This is a genomic window from Sinomicrobium weinanense, assembly GCF_018863395.1.
Lineage (GTDB): Bacteria > Bacteroidota > Bacteroidia > Flavobacteriales > Flavobacteriaceae > Sinomicrobium > Sinomicrobium weinanense.
In genome coordinates, this window is record NZ_JAHKRR010000003.1 from 508,307 (window position 1) to 530,756 (window position 22,450).

Annotated in this window: 20 protein-coding genes; 8 read left to right on the forward strand and 12 right to left on the reverse strand. The window is 44.8% G+C overall.

The window, feature by feature from the left end; genetic code table 11:
* Positions 1 to 7 precede the first annotated feature (7 nt).
* The 5 genes from KN811_RS11725 to KN811_RS11745 form a co-directional block, all read right to left on the reverse strand.
* The gene (locus tag KN811_RS11725) at positions 8 to 1,420 is read right to left on the reverse strand and encodes a nicotinate phosphoribosyltransferase (protein WP_187963747.1); all 1,413 of its coding nucleotides are present in this window, start codon (positions 1,418 to 1,420) and stop codon (positions 8 to 10) included.
* A gap of 66 nt (positions 1,421 to 1,486) precedes the next feature.
* The gene (gene rnpA, locus KN811_RS11730; protein ID WP_187963748.1) at positions 1,487 to 1,870 is read right to left on the reverse strand and encodes a ribonuclease P protein component; all 384 of its coding nucleotides are present in this window, start codon (positions 1,868 to 1,870) and stop codon (positions 1,487 to 1,489) included.
* Positions 1,871 to 1,948: 78 nt separating this feature from the next.
* A complete protein-coding gene (locus KN811_RS11735) occupies positions 1,949 to 3,835 on the reverse strand; it encodes a M1 family metallopeptidase (RefSeq protein ID WP_187963749.1) in 1,887 nt (628 codons plus the stop codon).
* A gap of 176 nt (positions 3,836 to 4,011) precedes the next feature.
* Positions 4,012 to 5,646, reverse strand: a complete 1,635-nt coding sequence (locus tag KN811_RS11740) for a S8 family peptidase (RefSeq protein WP_187963750.1) — start codon at positions 5,644 to 5,646, stop codon at positions 4,012 to 4,014.
* Between the two features lie 170 nt (positions 5,647 to 5,816).
* Positions 5,817 to 6,683, reverse strand: a complete 867-nt coding sequence (locus tag KN811_RS11745; protein WP_187963751.1) for an MBL fold metallo-hydrolase — start codon at positions 6,681 to 6,683, stop codon at positions 5,817 to 5,819.
* A gap of 498 nt (positions 6,684 to 7,181) precedes the next feature.
* On the opposite strand from KN811_RS11745, the gene KN811_RS11750 reads away from it, so the two are divergent.
* The 5 genes from KN811_RS11750 to KN811_RS11770 all read left to right on the forward strand — a co-directional run bounded on the left by KN811_RS11750 (position 7,182) and on the right by KN811_RS11770 (position 13,682).
* Entirely contained in the window at positions 7,182 to 7,520 is a 339-nt protein-coding gene (locus KN811_RS11750; protein WP_345725257.1) for a DUF202 domain-containing protein, read from the forward strand.
* 43 nt (positions 7,521 to 7,563) lie between these two features.
* The gene (locus KN811_RS11755; protein ID WP_187963752.1) at positions 7,564 to 9,348 is read left to right on the forward strand and encodes a cation:proton antiporter; all 1,785 of its coding nucleotides are present in this window, start codon (positions 7,564 to 7,566) and stop codon (positions 9,346 to 9,348) included.
* Between the two features lie 74 nt (positions 9,349 to 9,422).
* The gene (locus tag KN811_RS11760; protein WP_187963753.1) at positions 9,423 to 11,444 is read left to right on the forward strand and encodes a cation:proton antiporter; all 2,022 of its coding nucleotides are present in this window, start codon (positions 9,423 to 9,425) and stop codon (positions 11,442 to 11,444) included.
* Between the two features lie 11 nt (positions 11,445 to 11,455).
* Positions 11,456 to 13,231 carry an SLC13 family permease gene (locus KN811_RS11765; RefSeq protein WP_187963754.1) on the forward strand — a complete coding sequence of 592 codons (1,776 nt, stop codon included), beginning with the start codon at positions 11,456 to 11,458 and terminating at the stop codon, positions 13,229 to 13,231.
* 280 nt (positions 13,232 to 13,511) lie between these two features.
* Entirely contained in the window at positions 13,512 to 13,682 is a 171-nt protein-coding gene (locus KN811_RS11770; protein WP_187963755.1) for a hypothetical protein, read from the forward strand.
* Positions 13,683 to 13,842: 160 nt separating this feature from the next.
* Here KN811_RS11770 and accC read toward each other — a convergent pair whose 3' ends face one another.
* The 6 genes from accC to pdxA form a co-directional block, all read right to left on the reverse strand.
* Positions 13,843 to 15,195: an acetyl-CoA carboxylase biotin carboxylase subunit gene (gene accC / locus KN811_RS11775; protein ID WP_187963756.1), complete on the reverse strand. Its 1,353-nt coding sequence runs from the start codon at positions 15,193 to 15,195 to the stop codon at positions 13,843 to 13,845.
* Positions 15,196 to 15,280: 85 nt separating this feature from the next.
* Positions 15,281 to 15,781, reverse strand: coding sequence for an acetyl-CoA carboxylase biotin carboxyl carrier protein (accB, locus tag KN811_RS11780; RefSeq protein ID WP_187963757.1), 501 nt, complete (start codon positions 15,779 to 15,781; stop codon positions 15,281 to 15,283).
* A 124-nt stretch (positions 15,782 to 15,905) separates the two neighbouring features.
* Positions 15,906 to 16,904 carry a beta-ketoacyl-ACP synthase III gene (locus KN811_RS11785; RefSeq protein WP_187963758.1) on the reverse strand — a complete coding sequence of 333 codons (999 nt, stop codon included), beginning with the start codon at positions 16,902 to 16,904 and terminating at the stop codon, positions 15,906 to 15,908.
* A gap of 340 nt (positions 16,905 to 17,244) precedes the next feature.
* Positions 17,245 to 17,442 (reverse strand): 50S ribosomal protein L32, encoded by a 198-nt coding sequence (gene rpmF, locus KN811_RS11790; RefSeq protein WP_187963759.1) that lies wholly within the window; start codon positions 17,440 to 17,442, stop codon positions 17,245 to 17,247.
* A 29-nt stretch (positions 17,443 to 17,471) separates the two neighbouring features.
* Positions 17,472 to 18,005, reverse strand: coding sequence for a YceD family protein (locus KN811_RS11795; protein WP_187963760.1), 534 nt, complete (start codon positions 18,003 to 18,005; stop codon positions 17,472 to 17,474).
* A 303-nt stretch (positions 18,006 to 18,308) separates the two neighbouring features.
* Positions 18,309 to 19,358 carry a 4-hydroxythreonine-4-phosphate dehydrogenase PdxA gene (pdxA, locus tag KN811_RS11800; RefSeq protein ID WP_187963761.1) on the reverse strand — a complete coding sequence of 350 codons (1,050 nt, stop codon included), beginning with the start codon at positions 19,356 to 19,358 and terminating at the stop codon, positions 18,309 to 18,311.
* A 199-nt stretch (positions 19,359 to 19,557) separates the two neighbouring features.
* Here pdxA and KN811_RS11805 point away from each other — a divergent pair, with 199 nt between their 5' ends.
* Complete coding sequence (locus KN811_RS11805; RefSeq protein ID WP_187963762.1) at positions 19,558 to 20,148, forward strand: riboflavin synthase; 591 nt, start codon at positions 19,558 to 19,560, stop codon at positions 20,146 to 20,148.
* A gap of 54 nt (positions 20,149 to 20,202) precedes the next feature.
* On the opposite strand, the gene KN811_RS11810 is transcribed toward KN811_RS11805, so the two are convergent.
* Entirely contained in the window at positions 20,203 to 21,210 is a 1,008-nt protein-coding gene (locus KN811_RS11810; protein WP_187963763.1) for an AraC family transcriptional regulator ligand-binding domain-containing protein, read from the reverse strand.
* Positions 21,211 to 21,453: 243 nt separating this feature from the next.
* Here KN811_RS11810 and KN811_RS11815 point away from each other — a divergent pair, with 243 nt between their 5' ends.
* Both KN811_RS11815 and KN811_RS11820 read left to right on the forward strand, forming a co-directional pair.
* Complete coding sequence (locus KN811_RS11815; protein ID WP_187963764.1) at positions 21,454 to 21,828, forward strand: hypothetical protein; 375 nt, start codon at positions 21,454 to 21,456, stop codon at positions 21,826 to 21,828.
* A 162-nt stretch (positions 21,829 to 21,990) separates the two neighbouring features.
* Positions 21,991 to 22,386: a nuclear transport factor 2 family protein gene (locus KN811_RS11820; protein WP_187963765.1), complete on the forward strand. Its 396-nt coding sequence runs from the start codon at positions 21,991 to 21,993 to the stop codon at positions 22,384 to 22,386.
* Positions 22,387 to 22,450: the final 64 nt, after the last annotated feature.

Sequence of the window (22,450 nt, forward strand, 5' to 3'; positions counted from 1 at the left end):
GGCTAAATTATTTGATCATTTTCAGTTTTTCGGCTTTGAGGTTGTTCCGCAGTTCTTCAATCTGCCTGCTCAGCCCCACTTTGTACACGTGCGGAAAATCGAAACGTTTGTGTTCAACAGGCAGGTGTTTCAGGTTTTCTGTCGCCGCTGCGGCTATTTCTCTTACTCCACGAGCCCCGGTAAGCCGTTTGCCATCCTTCATTACAGGATGCAGGAGCGGTTTGGCCCTGGCGGGGTCCAGCGGCATTCTCTTGTGGGGTTCGAAAGGATGTGCCATACCTTCGGGAGCTTCCAGGCTGGCAAAGGTTATGGCATCTGCCATATATTCCTGTTTGCCGTTGTAATAGCGATAGACCTGTTTTTCTCCGGGGAAGTTCATCTTTTTCAGGTTTTCGGATATTTTTATACGGGGCTCCCCTTCAAAATTACACAATTTATAAACCCCGTCCAGCGCGGCATTCTCGTGCCCTACCACCAGGTTGGTACCTACACCGTAAATATCTATGGCCGTCTGTTGTTCTTTAAGGCTGCGGATCACATGCTCGTCGAGCTGGTTGGAGGCGGCGATCTTTACATAGGACAAACCTGCGTCATCCAGCATTTTTCTGGCCATTTTAGACAGGTAGGCAAGATCTCCGCTGTCGAGCCTTATCCCTATCAGCCTTTTGCCTTTTTGTTCCAGTTCATGAGCTATGGTAATGGCATTAGGGATACCGCTTTCCAACGTATTGTAAGTATCTACCAGCAACACACAGTTATCCGGATGGGTCTCGGCAAAGTCCCTGAAGGCAGTCAGCTCATCGTCATAGCTTTGCACATAGGCATGGGCCATGGTCCCTGTTACCGGGATGCCGAAGGTCTTTCCGGCAAGCACATTGGACGTGGCGTCAAAACCTCCTATAAAAGCGGCACGGGAAGCCTGCAGCCCTGCATATCCCTGCGCACGGCGCAACCCGAACTCGGCTAGCGTCCTGTCTTTACCCGAGATATAGCGGATGCGGCTGGCCTTAGTGGCTATCAGCGACTGAAAATTGAGGGTGTTCAGTAAAAAGGTCTCCACGATCTGGCATTCTACCACGGGCCCGGTAACCGTCATTATCGGGGCAAAGGGAAAGACCACCTCTCCTTCGGCCACACTTTGCACAGTGCCCGTAAACCTGAAATTGCGCAGATAATCCACAAAACCGGGGTTAAACCCTTCCTGCAGGAGATAATCCAGGTCTTCCTCTGAAAAAGAAACCTGCTCCAGCCACTCCAGGGCGTCTTCCAGTCCGCAAAAAAGTACATAACCTCCGTCAAAGGGGGCTTTTCTGTAAAAATAATCGAAAGAAGCCTCTACCTGGTGTTTTCCTTTGAGGTAATAGGCCTGCCCCATGGCAAGCTGATAGAGATCGGTATAGAGTGCAGTGTTAAAAGTCATTGTCTTCCTTTTTACAGTGGGCAAATGAAGCCGAAAAATCAGAACAAAACGTCATGCCGGACTTATTTATATTTTCTTACCGGTTTCCTTCTCCAGGAAGAGGGCCAGTAATTGTTTCATTTTATGGTCTATTTTCTCATATTCCGGTATCTCCCGGCCGAGATACAGGATCATAAAGGCATAGGAAGCATCGGTCTCCTCTGTTATCCTGTACTTGTTAAGGCGATAGGCTTCCCTGAGCAGCCGCTTTATCCGGTTGCGGTCTACGGCTTTCTTAAAGTTTCGCTTGCTGGCGGAAACGGCGGCCTGTATTCTTGTTTCTTCCGGCAAACCGGTCTTTAAATATACTAACCGGAGCGGAAATTTAGAAATACTCTTTCCTTCGGCAAAAAGCCGTTCGATATGCTTTTTGCTCTTTAATTTTTCCGCTTTCGGGAAACTCTGGTTCATCCGGATATCTTTTTGTAAAAATAGAAAAAACCTCCCGAAAGCGAGAGGTTTTCATATATAATAAGGGAAGTTTTTCCACTATTCATAGGTTATTCCGTTATTGCTCTTATCCACATCGGCCATAAGCTCGGACGGGTCGATAACGATAGCTTTTATATCGCTCTTAGGTCTGTCTATGGTAAATTCATAGGTAGGATAGGCCCATGCCCAGTCTGGCAGAACGGTTCTCTTCAGGTTGGGATACGGGTTTTCCTTTTCGCCATACATCATGCGCAGGGGAGCATAAAAGCTCTCGTAAGATTCGTCCTTGTACACCACCAGCACATCGACAGGCATAGGCATCAGCCCGATACGTTCGAGGGTTACCTTCGTCTTGTTCCCTTCTTCGGCAACCTCTTTAATACCGTAGTCTATGGTATTGGTAGTCATGGTCCAGTCAGTCAGGTACCAGTCCAGGTTAAACCCGGACACCTTTTCGGCCACGCGTTTAAAATCGTTGGGCGTAGGGTGCTTGAATTTAAAATCCTCATAATATTGATGCAGGGTTTCCATCAACTTGTCCTGCCCGATAATATATCCCAACTGAGCCAAAAAGATCTCTCCCTTGCTGTATGCGGCAAAAGAATACGGCATGTTTTCCGCATAGCGGTCGCCATGTGTGGTCTGGGGTTGTTCCTTACCGGATTGCACCAGCATAAAGTAGCTTCGATATGCATTTTCGAAAGGATTGGGTTTGTTCCTTTCCATGACCTCATTTTCGGCCAGGGCAGAAATAAACGAGGTAAAACCTTCATCCATCCAGGGGTGCTTGGACTCGTTGGTGGCCAGCAGGTGCTGGAACCAGGCATGTGCCATTTCGTGGGCCGTCACCCCAACCAGGCTTCCGAAACTGCGCTCACCGGTGATCAGGGTACACATGGCATATTCCATACCACCGTCACCTCCCTGGATTACGGAGTATTGCTTCCACGGATAAGGGCCTATGTTCTTGTTGTAAAAGTCGAGCAACTGAGCTGTTTTGGGTTGTAATTTTTTCCAGTTCTCAACGATATCCGGGTTGTTCTTGTAAAGAAAATGCAAGGTTGTTCCACCTGGTGTTTTCAGTGTATCGTGAAGAAATTCCGGATCAGCCGCCCATGCAAAATCGTGTACGTCGGGGGCTATGAAATGCCAGGTGAGTTTCTTTCCTTTATGGCGTTTTACTTTTGTCCCTTCTTTCTCATAACCATATCCTATTTCATCTCCGTTCTGAAGGTAGCCTGTTCCGCCGAGGACATAGTCTTTATCAATAGTGATCTTTACATCAAAATTGCCCCATACTCCGTGAAATTCCCGGCCAATGTAGGGATCGGCATGCCAGCCTTCAAAATCGTATTCGGCCATTTTAGGGAACCACTGTGTCATGGAAAGGGCTACACCTTCCTCACTGTTACGGCCCGACCTGCGGATCTGCAGGGGCACCTGTCCTTCAAAGCTCATGACAAATTTGGAAGATGCACCGGGTTCAATGGGTTTGGCCAGTTTTACCTCCAATACAGTTCCTTTTACTTCATAGGTAACGGGCTGTCCGTCCTGTGCAAGGGAATGTACTTTTATATAGCCTGTTTCATCTGGTTTAAGTACCCCGATACGGCTTTCGTAATCTGGTTCTTCTTTAGTGCCTTTATTGGTGACCATCCGCCGGTCCGGATCGGCAATGGTCTTTAAACGCACATCCATTTCACTTCCCGGCTGGAAGGCGTTAAAATACAGGTGATAGAACACTTTATCCAGAACCTCGGGAGAATTATTGGTATACACGAGTTCCTGTTTTCCATCATAACGGAAGTTCTCCACGTTCATGTCCACCTCCATCTTGTAGTCGACGTGTTGCTGCCAGTAATAGGGGTTGTGTTCCTGTTTTGCCTGGGCATTTGCTTTAAACACGATCAGGAGAACAGAACATGCCAGAAATATCTTTTTCATTTGTTTGTCTTTGAGGTCCGAAGTCCGGAGTCCGAAGTAGAATTGCTCCGTATGCAAGACTTCGGACTCCGGACTCCGGACTTTTTCACTTGTTCGTTTTTACATTTATAAATAGTGGGCAGGCAAGTTAAGTTTTTTTCCGGGAACACCGGTTATCTGTAAGATTTTTATGGTTTTTACAGGTCCAGTTTCTTTCTCGAGACCTTATCGGCCATAATGATGGCATTATAGGCATTTACCATCCTTCCGGACCTGGAGATCTCGGTAAAAGGCTTCTTTTTTTCCGGGTTGCCTTCCAGGATGACATTGGTCCTGGCGGCAAGGCCGGAATGCATGATGATCTTTTTGACCTGGGATGCACTAAGGTCGGGATAATACGAACGTATCAGTGCAGCTACCCCAGCCACCTCGGGTGAAGCCATGGACGTACCCTGTTCAAATTTGTATTTATTGTCTGGAATAGTAGACCAGATCTTTGTACCGGGGGCAAAGACATCCACATTGTTTTTCCCGTAATTGGAAAATTTGGCGATCATTTCCGGGCCATAGGTATAATCTAACGCTCCTACGGTAAGGAAATTATCGGATATTTCCTTGCCGTTATCCACGGCATCATTGGGATATACATTGGTCTTGTCCAGATCTTTGGATTCATTTCCGGCGGCATTGACGATAAGTACGTCATTTTCGGCGGCATATTTTATGGCGTCCCTTACCCATTCGGGGTGAGGAGAATAGTATTTACCAAAACTCGTATTGATTACCTTCGCTCCATTGTCTACGGCATAACGTATGGCCAGGGCGATATCTTTGTCGTACTCATCTCCGTCGGGCACTGCCCTTACGGCCATGATCTCCACATTGTTGGCCACACCGTTCATTCCTTTTCCGTTATTCCGGCTTGCAGCAATGATCCCGGAAACATGGGTACCGTGCTTTGCTTCTTCCTTATCGGGCCCCGTAACATTATTGTTACCGTAATCAGTGTCATTGATATCATCGGGGTCATCGCCAACGAGTCCCCTGCCGTCAAAATCGAGGTTCAGGTTGTAGTTGAGCTGATCGGAAAAATACTCGACCCCTTCTTTGAGTTCTTCTTTTACTTCTGCAACAGTGCTCAGCGAAGGGTCTATGGAAAGGACATTGGTCAGGACGCCCCGGGCCTGAAGTAGTTTCAGGTCGGAGGAAGGGAGCCCTTCAAGGTCTTCACGGGTGTAATCTTCCTTTCCGAGTTCTTCCTGTACGGTAGCATCGGCATTCTTTACCATTTGCAGTATTTGTTCGTACTGGGTCTTGTTCAGTTGGGCTTCCTGATATTCTTTTTCGTATTCGGCCTTAGCCTTTTTGTAGGTTTCGGAACCATCATCACCTTTTTTGAGTACCCTTACGTATTCCAGGTTCTCGTGAAGAGCATCACCCAGGAAGTTCCAGCCATGCACATCGTCTACATAACCGTTGCCATCATCGTCTATACCATTATCGGGGATCTCCTTTTCATTGGTCCAGAGTACATCCTTGAGGTCTTCGTGCTCTATGTCTACTCCTGAGTCTACCACTCCCACGACCACTTTTACACCTTTCCGCCCTTTCAGCAACTCTTCGTAGGCCTTGTTTACACTCATCCCGGGGATGGTGTCTGCAATGAGGTCGGCGTGAGGCCAGGCCTTGAATTCATCATTATTCAGGTCGGCAACCTTTAAAGGCACCGCGTCTATATTCTCTATGGGCGTGGATACGATAGCCGTAGTTCCGCAACCTGCAAGCAACAACGCTGCCGAAACCGGAAATAGAAATGATCTTGATAGGTTCATATTATCTGTATACTTTATTACTTTGGTTTTTATTTTTTGTTCTTTGTACTATGTTCTTTATACTTTGTACTTTTTTGTCTTAGCAGGGGGAACACCCCCCTTACCCCTACTTCGACTTCGTTCAGCACACCGCCTCAAGGGGGGGAGCTATATAAGGTTAAAAGAAATTTTTAATTAAAGACCTCATCAAACTTAAATGTTTCTTTGAGGCGGACTCCTTTTTCGGTATGTTTCAGGGTACAGATCTGATTATGGGCATCGTGTTCCAGGAAGAGGAAAAACTCTTCGGACGCCGCTTTGCCCAGGAACTTTGCTTTTTCATCGAGGGTAAGCAACGGACGGGTATCATAGCCCATGACATAAGGCAGGGGGATATGCCCTACGGTAGGCAAAAGGTCTGCTGTGAACACCAGGGTTTTGCCTTTGTATTTAAGGTGAGGGATCATCTGTTTGTCGGTATGCCCGTCTACATACAGGATATCGAAGCCCAGCTCCGAATTTTCGAGGTAACCGGAATTTTCGGAAGGCAAAGGCATAAAGCACAACTGTCCGCTTTCTTCCAGGGGCAGGATATTTTCTTTGAGAAAAGAGGCCTTTTCCCTGGCATTGGGCGTTACGGCCCATTTCCAGTGCGCTTCGTTGCTCCAGAACCTGGCATTTTTGAACGCGGGTTCATATCCCGTTCTGTCTTTATTCCATTGTATACTACCTCCGCAGTGGTCAAAATGGAGATGGGTCATAAATACATCGGTGATATCGTCGCGGTGAAAACCGTGTTTGGCAAGAGAGCTGTCGATGCTGTCATCTCCCCAGAGGTAATAATATCCGAAGAATTTATCGGACTGCTTGTTTCCCATCCCCGTGTCGATAAGGATAAGCCGGTCTCCGTCTTCGATGAGCAGTGACCTTGCAGCCATATCGATCATATTGTTCTCATCTGCAGGGTTGGTCCTGCTCCACAGGGACTTGGGTACTACACCGAACATGGCCCCGCCATCCAGCTTGAAATTTCCTGTTTCTATCGGATATAATTGCATGCTATTGAGTTCAAGGTTTCAGGTTCAAAGTTCAAGGTTCATTCAGTTTACTTTGCGCATCTCTGTGTGTTCTCTGCGGTTCTGTGTACCAATTCCTGTACTCCATATGTTATTACTCAGAGGGACACAAAGATTGCACAGAGGGTCACAGAGAATTGTGTAGAAATTATAAAGTATAACTCAAAACATCTTGATTTTTGTTCAACATTTAAATACTGAACAGAGGCTACCAACCCCGAAGGGATGGCACATTTATAGCCCGCAAATTAAGAAAACCGCAGTAGATAATGCCAAAAACCCATATTTTATTGGGTGTTTTTTAACATTTTTATATTTTGGCGGATATTTAAAAAGTAAATGTATGGCTATTATAAAATATTGATTTATTTTTAAAGCTGAAGCGGGGTCCGGGAATGTTTTTGCTCCCGGAGCGGTTTTCGGACCCTGGCAGGGCCACCTTCTCTTTAAAAACACCACCGAACCCTTAATTTCAGAACCATGAAAAAAATGCTCCCGTTCCGAAAAATGCAACTTCTGAGATTTGGTCGTGATTTTCACCGGGATGAAGAGATCATACTCAGGGATCATTTGTCCGTAGAACGAACCCGGTTATCCAACGAAAGGACTTTACTATCCTATATCCGGACATTCCTATACCTGGTATTAGGGGGGATTACCTTCATTCAGCTGGATGATTTTTACAATCTTAAATATTTAGGAATATTATCTTTGATCCTCAGTGTTATATTCCTCATTATAGGCATATACAGGTTTTTATTACTGAAAAAGAGCTTAAAACAATTTTATTACAAACCCGACGGGGATACGGAAGAATAATCTGTCCGGATATATCTGGAGGTTTATATTATAACTATAATATATGGAGTTAGAACTGCTTAATCTGTTTTTAGTCCTCGTGGTAGCATGGATAGGAGGTTCTGTTGCTACCCGTGTAGGCTATCCTTCAATCCTGGGAGAACTCATAGCCGGGATTATTTTCGGCCCGGCACTATTACAGGTACTGGCTCCAACAGAGACCACTACGGTACTGGCAGAAATAGGTGTGCTCCTGATGATGCTCTACATAGGCATGGAAATAGATTTCCGGGAACTGGGCAAGGCGTCCTGGGCCGGTTTACTGGCTGCCATAGGGGGGTTTATCGTTCCCTTTGCATTAGGATATTATGCCGTACTGGGATTCGGTGGTTCCAACCTGGGCGCCTTATTCGTGGCCATTGCCGTCGGAGTTACTTCCCTTGCTACAAAATCGCGCATACTGGTAGACCTGAAACTGCTCAATACCCGTATTGCCCATGTGCTCATGGCAGGAGCATTAATATCGGACACCCTGGCCCTGATCATCTTTGCAGGCATTATCAGTTTTACTGATGCGGGCAGTATCGAATTCCTGGAAATACTGGTAGTCACCGGTAAGGCCGTATTGTTCTTTGCAGTAACAGGACTGCTGGGAATCTACGTCCTTCCATATCTCGGAAAGCAACTGGAAAAAGCGGGTTTTACCAACCGCACACTGTTTTTTACCATTATGCTTATCATTGCTATCGGGTTTGCAGAACTTGCAGAGCTTGCCGGCCTGCATTCTATTCTGGGGGCATTCATTGCAGGATTGTTTTTACGCGAAAGTATTTTTAACCGAAAACTTTCCAAAGAGCTAAACAAAGTGTTTTACGATATTTCTATTGGCTTTCTGGCCCCTATCTTCTTTGTTACTGCGGGTTATCATGTGACTTTCGATGTTTTCCAAAACAATCTCACCTTACTGATAGTCATTCTGATTGTAGCCGTAGTAGGCAAGATATTCGGCACTGCCCTTTTCTATCTGCCCAGCGGCAACGGATGGAGAGAAGGGATTACAGTGGGCACCGGGATGAACGGCCGCGGAGCCGTGGAAATTGTTATAGCAGGTATCGGGCTGAGTTTGGGTTTTATAGACAATGAGATCTTCTCCATCCTGGTTTTCATGGCCATTTTTACAACAGCCACGGTCCCGGTATTCCTTACCTGGACCACCACATGGCTGCGAAAGCGTGGAGAACTGGTACTTTCTTCTTCCGAAAAAAAAGGTATCCTTTTTCTGGGAGCCGGACCCCTGTCGCTCTATATCGCAAAAAAGCTAAACAACAAGGCCCCCTTATCACTGATTGACTCTAATATCGACAATTGTGTCCGGGCCAATAATCTCGGATTGAAATGTATCCAGGGCAACGCACTTAAAGAAGAGACCTTGATGGAAGCCGGCGGAAATGAGGCAGGCACTTTTGTAAGCCTCACCAATAACAGTGAAATTAACGTACTGGCAGCACAGTTGGCCAGTGAGACTATGGGCATCCCCAACATATATGTTTCCCTGACACCTTCTACGGAAGGAGCCAATGTAGAACTGCTGGACCCCATAGGCGCTTCTACCATTTTTGCCAAGAAAACAGATCCCTACAAATGGGATTACAAACTGGAAAACAAGGCCTTCGAGGAAATCCTTACGGAAATAACAGAACATATCTCTTCCAGAGACTTCTTGAAGCAAATATCCCAGAAGGAAGGCGATATCCTTCCTATTTTCTACGAGAATGGTGAAGGAGAGTTGAACATCTATCATTACGGAATTGAATTGGAGCCCGGGTATAAGGTACATTATCTCAAATAACCCCGGTTCGGAATTTTCCGGACAATGTTAAAAAGTATAAGATCCCGCCATTTAGCTTATATTAGCATATATTTATGGATAGTTTTTTAGAACATTTGCTACACGAATTCACACTTCCCCTGGAAAATCCGGTACTCGCTTTTACCCTGGTGTTGCTTATTATTCTTTTGTCCCCCATATTGCTCAAAAGGTTAAATATCCCTGGGATTATAATATTAATTCTTTCCGGGGTACTGATCGGCCCTTACGGATTAAACCTGTTAGCCAAAAACTCGGCAGTGGACTTATTTTCCACAATAGGCTTGCTATACATTATGTTTATCGCGGGCCTGGAGCTCGACATGAATGAATTTAAAGCCAACAGGAACAAAAGTATTCTATTCGGCTTTTTCACATTTGTTATCCCTTTAGGCACGGCTTTTCCCGTTTGTTATTACTATCTGGGACTTGACTTTAACTCCAGCTTTCTGACTGCCAGTATGCTTGCTACACATACCCTTGTCACATATCCGGTGGTAAGCAAGCTCGGTGTATCAAAAAACCAAGCTGTGGCTATCACGGTCGGCGGCACCGTTCTGGCCGATACTGCTGCCCTGATCATTCTGGCCATTATACTTGCCGAAAGTCAGGGTTCATTAAACCAATCTTTCTGGATCCAGCTGGGGGTTTCATTAGTCATTTTTTCCGCCATCATGTTCCTGGTTATCCCAAGAATTGCAAAATGGTTTTTTCGCAAGATGGAGAACGAAAAACATTCGCACTATATTTTTGTTTTATCGGTCGTTTTCTTTGCTGCTTTTCTGGCCGAGGTGGCAGGGGTAGAATCCATTGTGGGAGCGTTTATCGCCGGACTGGCCCTTAACCGGCTTATCCCGCATTCCTCTGCTTTGATGAACAGGATCGAGTTTATCGGTAATTCGTTATTTATTCCTTTTTTCCTGATCAGTGTAGGAATGCTGGTCGATGTAAGTGTTATTCTAAAAGGACCGGCAGCCCTGGTAGTAGCCGGGGTATTAACTACCGTAGCCCTTTTCGGGAAATGGCTTACCGCCTGGTTCACACAACTCGTTTTCAAATACTCAAAGGCAGAACGGCGACTTATTTTCGGACTGAGCAGCTCACGCGCAGCTGCGACCCTTGCCATTGTATTAGTCGGTTATAAAGCCAAAATCCTGGATGAGAATATCTTAAACGGAACCATCATTTTAATATTAATAACATGTATTATAGCCTCCTTTGTCACGGAAAAAGCTGCCAAGCAAATGGTCATTGCTTCGGATGAAGAGTTTAAGATACCAAACGATTCCATAATATATGACGAACACATTCTCTTGCCCATTGCCAATACATTAAATATGGACAAGGCCCTGGAATTTGCCATTCTCATCAAAGACAAAAAATCCAATTACCCTTTATTTATACTCACTGTTGTTCCTAATAACCTGGAGGCTGAAAAAAATGTGACCAAAGCAAAGAATAAGCTGGAAAGTTTTACCAAAGATGCAGCCGCCTCTGAAACAAAGACAGAAGTCATTGCCACCATAGATTACAACGCATCCAGCGGAATTGCCAGGACCGCAAGAGAGGTCATGGCCAATATCATTTTACTGGGCTGGCCGCAGCGAAAAGGTTTTATACATAAACTCATCGGAGAAAAAATGGAGCATGTTCTGACCTACACAGACAAAATGCTCTTTATATGCGACCTTAAAAAACCGCTGGTCAACCACAAAAGGATATTTGTTGCCGCCCCCCCATTGACCGAACTGGAAAAAGGCTTCGGATTATGGATTAACAAGGTTTCAAAACTTGCGCAGGAACTGAGTATTCCAATCGTATACAGCTGTAATGAAGACACGGAAAAGGCTATTGACAAGCACACAAAACTCAACACTCAAAATTCCAACAACAAGTTCAACAATTTTAAAAACAAGGAAGATTTTTTCAGTTTTTCCAAACAATTGGCTCCTGAAGACCTGTTTGTACTGATCTCAGCCCGAAAGGGATCTGTTTCTTACATCAATACCCTGGACAACCTTCCTGCAAAACTCGAAAAACACTTCTATAATAACACTAAGGTTATCATTTACCCGTAATTACAAAATTTATGGACTTTAACCTTATCATTACCCTCTGTATCATTGCCATAGGTATATTCCTTTTCGTTAAGGACTATTTTTCCATAGACACCACCTCCATACTGATCATGGCTCTGTTCATTGTGGCAGGGGTTTTAAGTCCTGAGGAAGGATTTTCCGGCTTTAACCACCCGGCAACCCTAACCCTAGGCTGTATGTTTGTGGTTAGCGCCGGAGTATTTCATTCCGGCTTACTGGACGGCTTAAGCACAAAACTGGTGAGGCTAGCCCGGATCAATTACTTTTTTGCCCTGGTCATTTTTTGTCTTACCGCTGCGGTATTTTCGGCATTTGTAAACGACTCGGCTGTTGTAGCCCTGTTACTCCCCATAGCCCTCAAGGTGTGCCGGGAGAGTGAGATCAGCCCTTCCAGACTGCTCATCCCCATTGCCTTTGCAGCGCTTTTCGGGGGTACCTGTACGCTGATAGGGACTTCAACCAATATCCTGGTAAGCAGCTATGCCCAGAAATACGGGCTGGAGGGCTTTGGCATGTTTGAGTTCAGCCTGGCGGCGCTATGCCTTGCTGCAGTAGGTTTTGCCTATATCCTTTTTATTGGCCCGCTACTATTGCCAAAACGCAGGGAAGCCTCCCCCGGACTTAGCGAGGAGGCAGAAAAATATGTCACGGAGATCATGATAGGCCAGGACTGCCCCGACCTGGAAAAGTCCATACACAAAACCCGGCTGGTCAATCAATTCAACATACAGGTCCTGAGTATTCGAAGGGGAGATAAAAACCTTTTTACCATACAACAGGATACCATGCTCCGGGAAGGAGATATCCTGAAAGTGATCGTTCTCCCCGAAACCCTGAATGCTTTACGGAATGCAAAAGGCTATAAGATCAAGGGAGATTATTCGGAATACGGTTTTAAAAACGACAAAGACGAACGCAATCTCTACGAAGTCATTATCCCGTTCGGCTCTTCGCTTGCAGGAAATTCTCTCCGCTCCATCAATTTCCGGAGAAAATACAAATCGTCCGTACTCGCCATCCGGCACCGGGGAGAGATCGTCCTCGAAAAGCTATCGGAGATCAAACTCCTCGAAGGCGACATGCTGCTCATCCTCGGGTCACAGGAAGAACTGGACACCCTGTCTGCCCAAAGACTGGCCATAACGCTTTCCGAACACAAAACCACCGGGGTAAACCTGAGAAAGGCCATTCCCGCTGTTATCATTGCCCTGGGTGTGGTGCTGACCGCAGCCCTGGACCTTACCTCAATACTCATCAGCAGTATGGTGGGGTCTTTGCTGCTGATCACCACTGCCACCCTGAAACCGCAGGAGGCTTACAAAGCCGTGGAGTGGAAAGTGATCTTTATGATGGCCGGGGTACTCTCCATGGGAACGGCCCTCGAAAAGACGGGAGGAGCTGAAAAAATAGCGCTTCTGGTACAGGAGAGCCTGGGGCAGTACGACCCGCGCATCACCCTGAGCCTTCTCTATCTCATTACCTTCCTTTCTACAAACGTACTTTCCAGCAAGGCCGCTGCTGCCCTGATGACCCCTATCGTTATAAGCCTGGCTTCTGCAATGGGCGTTAGTGAAAGGCCCTTTCTTATCGCGGTGATGTTTGCCTGTTCCCTTACTTTTATGACCCCCGTAAGTTACCCTACCAATACCATGGTATATGCTCCCGGAAACTATCGGTTTAATGATTTTCTACGTATCGGCACACCGCTCAATCTTATCACCTGGGTCACAGCTTCGTTCGTTATTCCGCATTTCTTCCCGTTTTAACAGCATATTATCGATATAGATTTGTTTTATATTTCAAAAAATATACTTTTGTAAGCAACCAGGGCACAGCTATTAGCCGCAGATCTTTTTCTTTTGCTCTTTGCCCATCATATATAACAGCCCCTTCCCCGAAGTGATATACTACCCCGTAGCTTCGCAGGTGCCTGGAACTCCATTGCACCGGGATATTCTATTGTTCCAAACAACCATTGACCCACTAATGAGGTCCCGTATTTCTTTTTATACGGGCAGTGACAACTATTATAGCAACAACCGAATTATGATTGACAAACACAGGAACGAACTGGAAAAACTCCCGGATGAAATAAAGCACGAAATAAACAAGTGCATGGAAATATACGAAGAACTGGAAAGCTATGACCAAGGCGATCTGGACATCAATACCCTTCAAAAAAGGCTGGAGGACATCCTGGATAAATACGAGATATAACCCCTGCATCTCACTTTGTTTTTACGGTCAACACTTCCCGAGGTGATGCTTTTAGCTTATGCCGAGGAATTCATGCTAAAAAACAAAACCCGGAGCACACCAGGTGTCCGGGCCTTATAGCCTTCTTTTATGTATTATAAAAACATTTTAGTTTCTATATTTACTCTTCCTCCACAGGTTTCATTTCGAAATCTTCCATAAATTTGGTGGTATAGTTCCCTGCGATATAATCGGGATGATCCATCAACTGCCTGTGAAAGGGTATCGTGGTCTTTACGCCTTCTATGACAAATTCGTCCAGGGCCCGTTTCATTTTATTTATGGCCTCGTCCCTGGTCTGTGCCGTAGTGATGAGCTTGGCGATCATAGAATCGTAATTCGGCGGAATAACATACCCGCTGTATACGTGGGTATCCAGTCGCACACCATGTCCTCCCGGCGCGTGTAATGTGGTGATCCTTCCGGGTGAAGGACGAAAATCGTTGTAGGGGTCTTCTGCATTTATCCTGCATTCGATGGAATGCAGTTTGGGTGTGTAGTTCTTACCGGAGATCGGCACTCCTGCCGCTACCAGTATCTGTTCGCGTATCAGGTCGTAATCTATGACCTGTTCGGTGATAGGGTGTTCTACCTGAATACGGGTATTCATTTCCATGAAGTAGAAGTTGCGGTGTTTGTCTACGAGAAATTCTACGGTGCCCGCACCTTCATATTTTATATATTCTGCCGCCTTGACGGCTGCTTCTCCCATTTTGTCCCGGAGTTCATCGGTCATAAAGGGCGAAGGGGTTTCTTCTGTAAGTTTCTGATGGCGCCTTTGTACGGAGCAATCCCTTTCAGAAAGGTGGCAGGCTTTGCCATAGGCATCGCCGACGACCTGGATCTCTATATGCCTGGGCTCTTCGATGAGCTTTTCCATATACATCCCGTCATTGCCAAATGCAGCGGCGGCTTCCTGCTGAGCGCTCTCCAGGGCCTTTTTGAGGTCTTCTTCCTTCCAGACGGCACGCATTCCTTTTCCTCCGCCTCCTGCGGTAGCCTTAAGCATTACGGGATAGCCCATATCTCCGGCCAGTTTATTCGCTTCTTCGTAAGATTCCAGGATGCCCTCAGAACCGGGCACCGTAGGCACTCCCGCTTCTTTCATGGTAGCTTTGGCCGAGGCTTTGTCTCCCATTCTTTCGATCATCTCGGCAGAGGCTCCTATGAATTTTATGTCGTGTTCTGCACAAATCTTGGAAAACTTGGCATTCTCGGAAAGAAATCCATACCCGGGGTGTATGGCGTCTGCATTGGTAATCTCGGCAGCCGCTATGATGTTGGACATCTTCAGGTAGGACAAATTGCTCGGGGGAGGGCCTATGCAAACCGCTTCGTCGGCAAAACGCACGTGCAGGCTGTCGGCATCTGCCGTAGAATAGACAGCTACCGTTTTTATCCCCATTTCTTTACAGGTACGAATAACACGAAGCGCAATCTCCCCTCGGTTCGCTATTAGTATTTTTTTAAACATCTGCTGAAACTTTTATTTTGAATTCAAAAGTCATCCTGAGCTTGCCTGCACTGAACGCAGTTGAAGTGTCGAAGGATAAAATTTCTTATGATGGGTCAACTAAAAACAGAGGCTGATCGAATTCCACCGGAGAAGAGTCGTCTACTAACACTTTTACGATCTTACCGGAAACTTCAGACTCTATTTCATTGAACAGTTTCATCGCCTCTATAACACATAACACATCGCCCTGGCTCACCGTGCTTCCTACTTCTACAAAAGACGGTTTATCCGGAGATGGTTTTCGGTAAAAGGTTCCTATGATGGGAGACTTTATAGTGATGTATTTATCGTTATCGCTTTCTGCCGGGGCCTCTTCGCCCGGTTTGGCAGGAACTGCAGGCTCCTGGGCTTGCTGCTGTCCAGGTTGTTGGGGTACGGCAGCTGTAGGAGCAACCGGCACCTGCTGTATAAACGCGGTTTCTGACGAACTGCCTTCCGTGCCTGTCTTGATGGTGATCTTTATATCATCCATCTCCAGCTTCACCTCACTGGCACCCGATTTGGCTACAAATTTGATCAGATTTTGAATTTCTTTTAAATTCATGATTATTTGTTTTGTTAGTTTTTAGTCTCTTTTTCCCACTTCCCGGGGTCCGGTGTTCAGTAATCGGTGTTCGGTTAATACACTGATTACTGTTTACCGATTACCTCCTTACCTCAATCGGTCATTACCGGGGGTTATATGCCCATTTCAGATATACGGAGCCCCAGGTAAACCCTCCTCCGAAAGCAGCAAAAATAAGGTTATCTCCTTTTTTCAGTTGTTTTTCGTAATCAGCCAGCAAGAGAGGAAGTGTTGCCGAGGTGGTATTTCCGTATTTCTGAATGTTTATCATGACCTTTTCTGCTTCGAGCTTCATTCTTCCGGCGGTAGCATCGATGATCCGTTTGTTGGCCTGGTGAGGTACGAGCCATTGCACATCTTCCCGGGTCAGGTTGTTCTTTGTCATGATCTTCTCTGCAACGTCGGCCATATTGGAAACGGCGAACTTAAAGACGGTTTTCCCGTCCTGGTGAACAAAGTGCTGCTTGTTCTTCACGGTCTCTTCGGAAGCGGGCAACAGGGACCCTCCGGCCTCCATATTCAGGTATGCCCTTCCCTGTCCGTCAGACCTCAGGTATTCATCCTGCAGCCCCAGCCCTTCTTCATTGGGTTCAAAGAGGACTGCCCCGGCGCCGTCACCGAATATGATACAGGTGGTGCGATCGGTATAGTCTATAATAGACGACATCTTGTCCGCACCGATAAGCAATACTTTTTTATACCTTCCGGATTCGATATAGCTGGCCGCAGTGGACATGCCAAATAAAAAGCTGGAACATGCCGCCTGCAAATCGTAGGAAAATGCATTCACGGCTCCGATCTCAGTGGCCACATAGGCTCCTGTGGAAGCCACCAGCAGGTCGGGCGTAGCAGTTGCCATGATCACCAGATCTATGTCTTCAGGATTTATTTTTGCCTTGTCGATAAGGTCTTTTGCAGCTTTTATGGCAAGATATGAAGTTCCTTTACCTTCTCCTTTGAGTATACGCCTTTCTTTTATACCTGTTCTTGTCGTTATCCATTCGTCATTGGTCTCCACCATGGTTTCCAAGATCTGATTAGATAACACAAAATCCGGAACGTATGCTCCTACAGCGGTGATTGCTGCTGTTTTTCTACCCATAGTTTAATTTCATTTATACCAAAACCACGAAACCGAAGAAAAATCAATGTAAAAATCATACCCCCTTCAATGTCTCTTTTCTCCGTTTCGGATATGAAGATCATTCAGTCCCGGTATTTTCTATGTTAATTTTTGCTTTCAAACCAAAATTCAATCAAACCGTCTTTCTTTAAACCTCTTCTTCATTTATTCACAGACGAAGAGGCTTAAACTGTGTGAAATTATTAATTTTCTTTGAATTCTGGTGCAAAATAGTTGGTTTTTACTATTTAGAAAAATATTTCCTCATAAAAAAAACCCTCACATCGTGAGAGTTTTACCTTTTTTCAGACCGTTATTACTATGCTACCTCTTCGGCAGTATTATCGATCAACACTTTGCCTCTGTAGTACAACTTACCTTCGTGCCAGTGAGCTCTGTGATACAGGTGAGCTTCTCCGGTAGTGGAATCTACGGCAATTTGAGGAGCAGTCGCCTTGTAGTGCGTTCTTCTTTTATCTCTTCTCGTACTAGACTGTCTTCTTTTAGGATGTGCCATTTTTGTTTATTTTAAAAAATTTTGTTTTCTTATTTATCCGTTAACAGTTTTTTTAATTCATCCCATCTGGGATCTGTTTCTTCTTTCTTCGCTTTTGCTTCACCGGGTTCCAGCTCTTTCAGTTTCCGAACAATATCGGAATCCAGGCTACCGTCTTCTATTCCAGGGTGCACTTTTTTGGCCGGAACGGAAAGCACGACCATTTCATAGATATACTGTGCTACATTGACCTGGTGTTCACCATGGGGCAGGATAAGTACTTCTTCGCTCTCATCGTTATATTCTTCTCCAAACTTTACGATAAGATCCAGATCTCCTTTTATTTCCAGGTCAAAAGGTTCGTTAGAAAGGTCGCAGTTTACATTTACCGTTCCTTTTGTATTGAACCCAAACTCCAGCATATTGCTTTTTTTGTGCAAGACTACACCTACCTTCAGCGATGCATCGTTAAAGTCGGTATAGTCAAAACCTTCAAAGAACAAATTATCGACATGATAATCAAACCGGTGCTCTCCCTGCTTTAACCCAGCAAAAGGAATATCGAACTCCTTGAACTTCTTCATTTTAAACATCAGTTTGCCTTTGCATCTCATTCCAAAAGCCTTAGGCGCCGGGAACGGGTGTGCAAAGATATAAATTTTTATTAATGACCAACTTACTATCCGGATTTTTTGCCTCCATTTTTATTTTCCCGGAGATCTCCCGCGAAAAAAACCAAGGTTAAACCAGATATTTTAAAGTTTTATGCCGGTCGTCCGGCTTTGTTATAGTCAAATTTACATAAAGAAAACTGAAAATCGTCGTAAAACCTGCGGATTAACAATTTCATTAACTTTCTATGTATCCTGTATTTCAGCCCCCCCTGTTTATTTGGTGTTCACCGACGATTTTTTAAGCGGATTGGCACTTATCTTCTTGTATTCTTCGCGATTCCTATAAATGTGCAAGGCCGTAAAAACCGCTTCCTTGAACGACTGGAAGTCTGCTGTGCCCTTGCCTGCGATCTCGTAGGCCGTACCGTGGTCGGGAGAGGTCCTTACCCTGTCGAGCCCGGCAGTATAGTTTACTCCTTTACCGAAAGAAAGGGTCTTGAAAGGGATCAGCCCCTGGTCGTGATAAGCTGCCAGGATGGCATCGAACTTTTTGTAGTTCTCCGAACCGAAAAAGCTGTCGGCCGAATACGGGCCGAAAACCATCATGCCCATTTCAAAGAGTTCTTTGATCACCGGTTTCAGCACAGTGTCGTCCTCTTTTCCTATAACCCCGTTGTCACCACTGTGCGGATTGATGCCCAATACAGCGATCCTGGGTTTGCGGATACGGAAGTCACGTACCAGCGAATCGTGTATTTTACCTGTTTTTTTGAGGATAAGGTCTCTCGTTATGTTCTCGCTCACATCTTTTACGGCGATATGGTCGGTCATCAATCCCACTTTCAGGTCTTCAGTGACCATGAACATCAGGGCTTCGCCACCGAGTTCTTCGGCCAGGTAATCGGTATGCCCGGGGAAGTGAAATTCCTCAGACTGTATGTTGTGTTTGTTTATCGGTGCAGTGACCAGCACATCTACCTCATCAGCTTTCAGTGCTTCAACAGCCGCTTTCAGGGACAGTAGTGCATATTTTCCGGCCTCGGGTGTTTCTTTTCCGAACTCTATTTTCGGGGCGTTTTTTGAGATATTGACAATATTGACTTTACCGTCCACGACCTGGGAGGCTTCCTGCACCCCGTTGTAATTGATCTCCAGCCCGAAATGCTTCTTCTGGAAAGCGATAACCTTGTTGGAGGCAAAGATCACCGGAGTACAAAACTCCAGCATACGACTGTCTTCAAAGGTTTTGAGCACTATTTCACCGCCTATCCCGTTAATATCTCCGATAGAAATGCCGACACGTATATTGTTTTTCACTTTCATACTTCTGTATTTTTTGGGCAGAAGACCGATATCTGATGACCGATGCATGCACCCGTCAACCGTCTCCGGCCTTCGATCTCATTAAATCATTTATTAAAGACCCGATTATATTTATCAAAATTTTATAAAAGTAACGGTATAGGGTAGTTTTATTATTCCTTACTTTTACATAGCAAAATTAACCAATAAATACGAAAGAATGTTCACAGGGATCGTTGAAGAATTCGGAACGGTGACAAATCTCGCACCGGAAAAGGACAATTTGCACATTTCCATTAAAAGTAATATCGCATCTGAACTAAAAATAGACCAGAGTGTTTCGCATAATGGCGTTTGCCTTACGGTAGTGTCTGTAAACGGTGATGAATATACCGTAACAGCCATCCGGGAAACCCTGGAAAGGTCGTGCCTGGGGCAGTTGAAAAAAGGGGACACCGTAAACCTCGAACGCGCCATGAAGCTGGGCGACAGGCTGGACGGGCATATCGTCCAGGGGCATGTAGACCAAACCGCAATGTGTTCTGACATCAAGAACGTCAACGGTAGCTGGCTGTTCACTTTTACCTATGACGCTTCTTCCAATAATATCACCATAGAAAAAGGGTCCATCACCATAGACGGCACAAGCCTCACCGTGGTCGATTCAGGCCCTGACAGCTTTAGCGTGGCCATTATCCCCTATACGTATGAACACACCAATTTCAGGAATTATAAAATCGGCACCGAAGTGAACCTGGAGTTTGACGTGGTGGGGAAATACGTGGCGAGGTTGCTGGAGTTACATAAATAATATTACCGGAAACAACAAGCCTGTCATCCGCAGCCAATCTTTGTGCCTGAACTGTCAGTTTTTATTTTCTAAAAACAAGGACGGGGACCGGCCTGTCCATTTTTTGAAAGCCCTGACAAATCCGCTTACTTCTGCATATCCCAATATATTAGAGATTTCTTTTACAGATGCAATATCACTTCTTAAATATTGAATTGCCAATGTTTTTCTGACTTCTTCGACAATCTGGATATAAGAGGCCCCTTCGTCCTTTAACCTGCGTTGCAATGTTCGAACGCTTATATTAAAATTGGTAGCTACGGATTCTGCTGATAATGAATACAGATACGAGTTGCTGATCAGGTAATTGAAAATGGCCGTAGAGAAAGACCCTTTATCCGCAAACGTATTTTTTAATTCCGCTACCTGATTTAATAATAGCTGCTGCAATTCATAATTTCCCGTAATTATTTTTGTTTTCAGATATGCCTTGTCAAAATCCAAAGCATAGTACTCTTTTTTACGGACAGGACAATCCAGGATTTCCAAATAATCGTTTTGCCATTTTTCTTTGAACGAAGGCATTGTTACTCTTAAAGGCTTTGGTTGCTGTAATAGCAAGCCTTTTAATTCGTGAACCGTTAATGCAACAAGAAAGTCTCCCATCTGGCCAAAGGAGGTCGCAAAGTTTTTATACTTATTATTTTTCCTGAAAACGATTGAAAACGTTTTTTCCTTTTCCTCTATTTTCATGGTATAGAAATCGGTAAAGAGGTGAATAAGCGAACTTGCATTCAATAAGGCTTGCTTAACCGTATTACTGGTTTGAATGATCTGCCCGACAATATTTAACGCAGCTAACTGCATGGCTGCTCCAAAACGAAAACCGATCAGTTCATCCCTGGAAATCTGTATGGCATTCCCCCATAAGGTTTCCATTTGTTGATTGCTCAACGTAAAATCCGGTTTTGAATTCAGATCCCGGATTGAAAATCCCGAAAGCTCCGCTAACTTTTGTATGTCGATATTTCGTTCTTCACAAAATATCATAAATGCCTGAAGAAATGTTCTTTTATAATTCATACGGCAAATATACCAACAGGTTTGGAGAGATTACAATAGCTTGTCGCAAAATGATAACACCTTGTCGTGAAATGGTAATGAATAACCCTCGTTTCAAAAGTAGTTTTGTAAAAAAGATATTTGATATGAAATGAGCCATGACAAAATTAAGTTGACACTAACCGAAAATGTTCTATGGCGAATTCCATCCCGACATTGGTCGGGGCAGGTACTGACTAATTTAAACCAATAAAAAAAGAACAGATGAAACTAAAAACAATTTTGCTCGTTAATGCGATCAGCTCAGGAATTACAGGATTAATATTATCCGTAGTTCCAACCGTATTTGCTACCATTTTCCAGGTATCCGAAACACTGCCATTTACAGAGGTCGGGATATTCCTGATATTGTTTTCGGCATTTACAGGCTTCACCGCTTTGGGGAACCCGATAAGGATAAACCGTGTAAAAACCATCATAGGGCTGGATATCACCTGGGTGGTTGCCAGCTTCATTTGCGTAGCGATCCTATTTTCAAAAATAAGCGGCTGGGGCTCATTCATGATGATCGGAGTTGCCGCCTGGGTTGGATTAATGGCATTTCTGCAAGCAACAGCAGTGAAAAGATCCGGAACGTAAATTCACTTATTGCGTGTTTTAGAGCGTGGGAGTCAAAAAACGACGACTTATGACACAGTCAACACGGCAAATCTCACGAATATCTATGCGTCACTATCGATCAAACCAAAATCCTGGTGACCCTTTAAACATAAAAGTTTAAATCAATTTTACCCGTATATTATGAATGCTACAAAAACGGTTGTTGAGAATTTTCTCGAATTTTTAAGCAAAAGAGCGTTAGATCAGTTAATAAACTTATTTTCCGACAAGGTAGATTGGTACATTCCGGGAGATACATCAAAAGCAAAATGGCTGGGTAAACGAAACAACAGGCAGGAACTTAAAGACCTTTTTACGTTGTTATGGTCAAATACCGAGCCTCAGATGGCGAATATCTCTAAGATCTTCATTGACCGGTCAGAAGCCGTAATTGCAGGAGAATTTATTACCAAAATGGTACCAACAGGTAAAATAGTCGAATCAATTTTCTTCATTCATTTGGTTGTGGAAAATAACAAGATTGTTAAGTACAGGCTATTGGAAGACAGTTTTGCCGTTTCAAAGTCTCTGGAGTAGGTATGTTTTCCAGGTATAAAGTCCTGGTATATCCTGTAAAAACGAGGGTGCCCAAAAAGTCCTA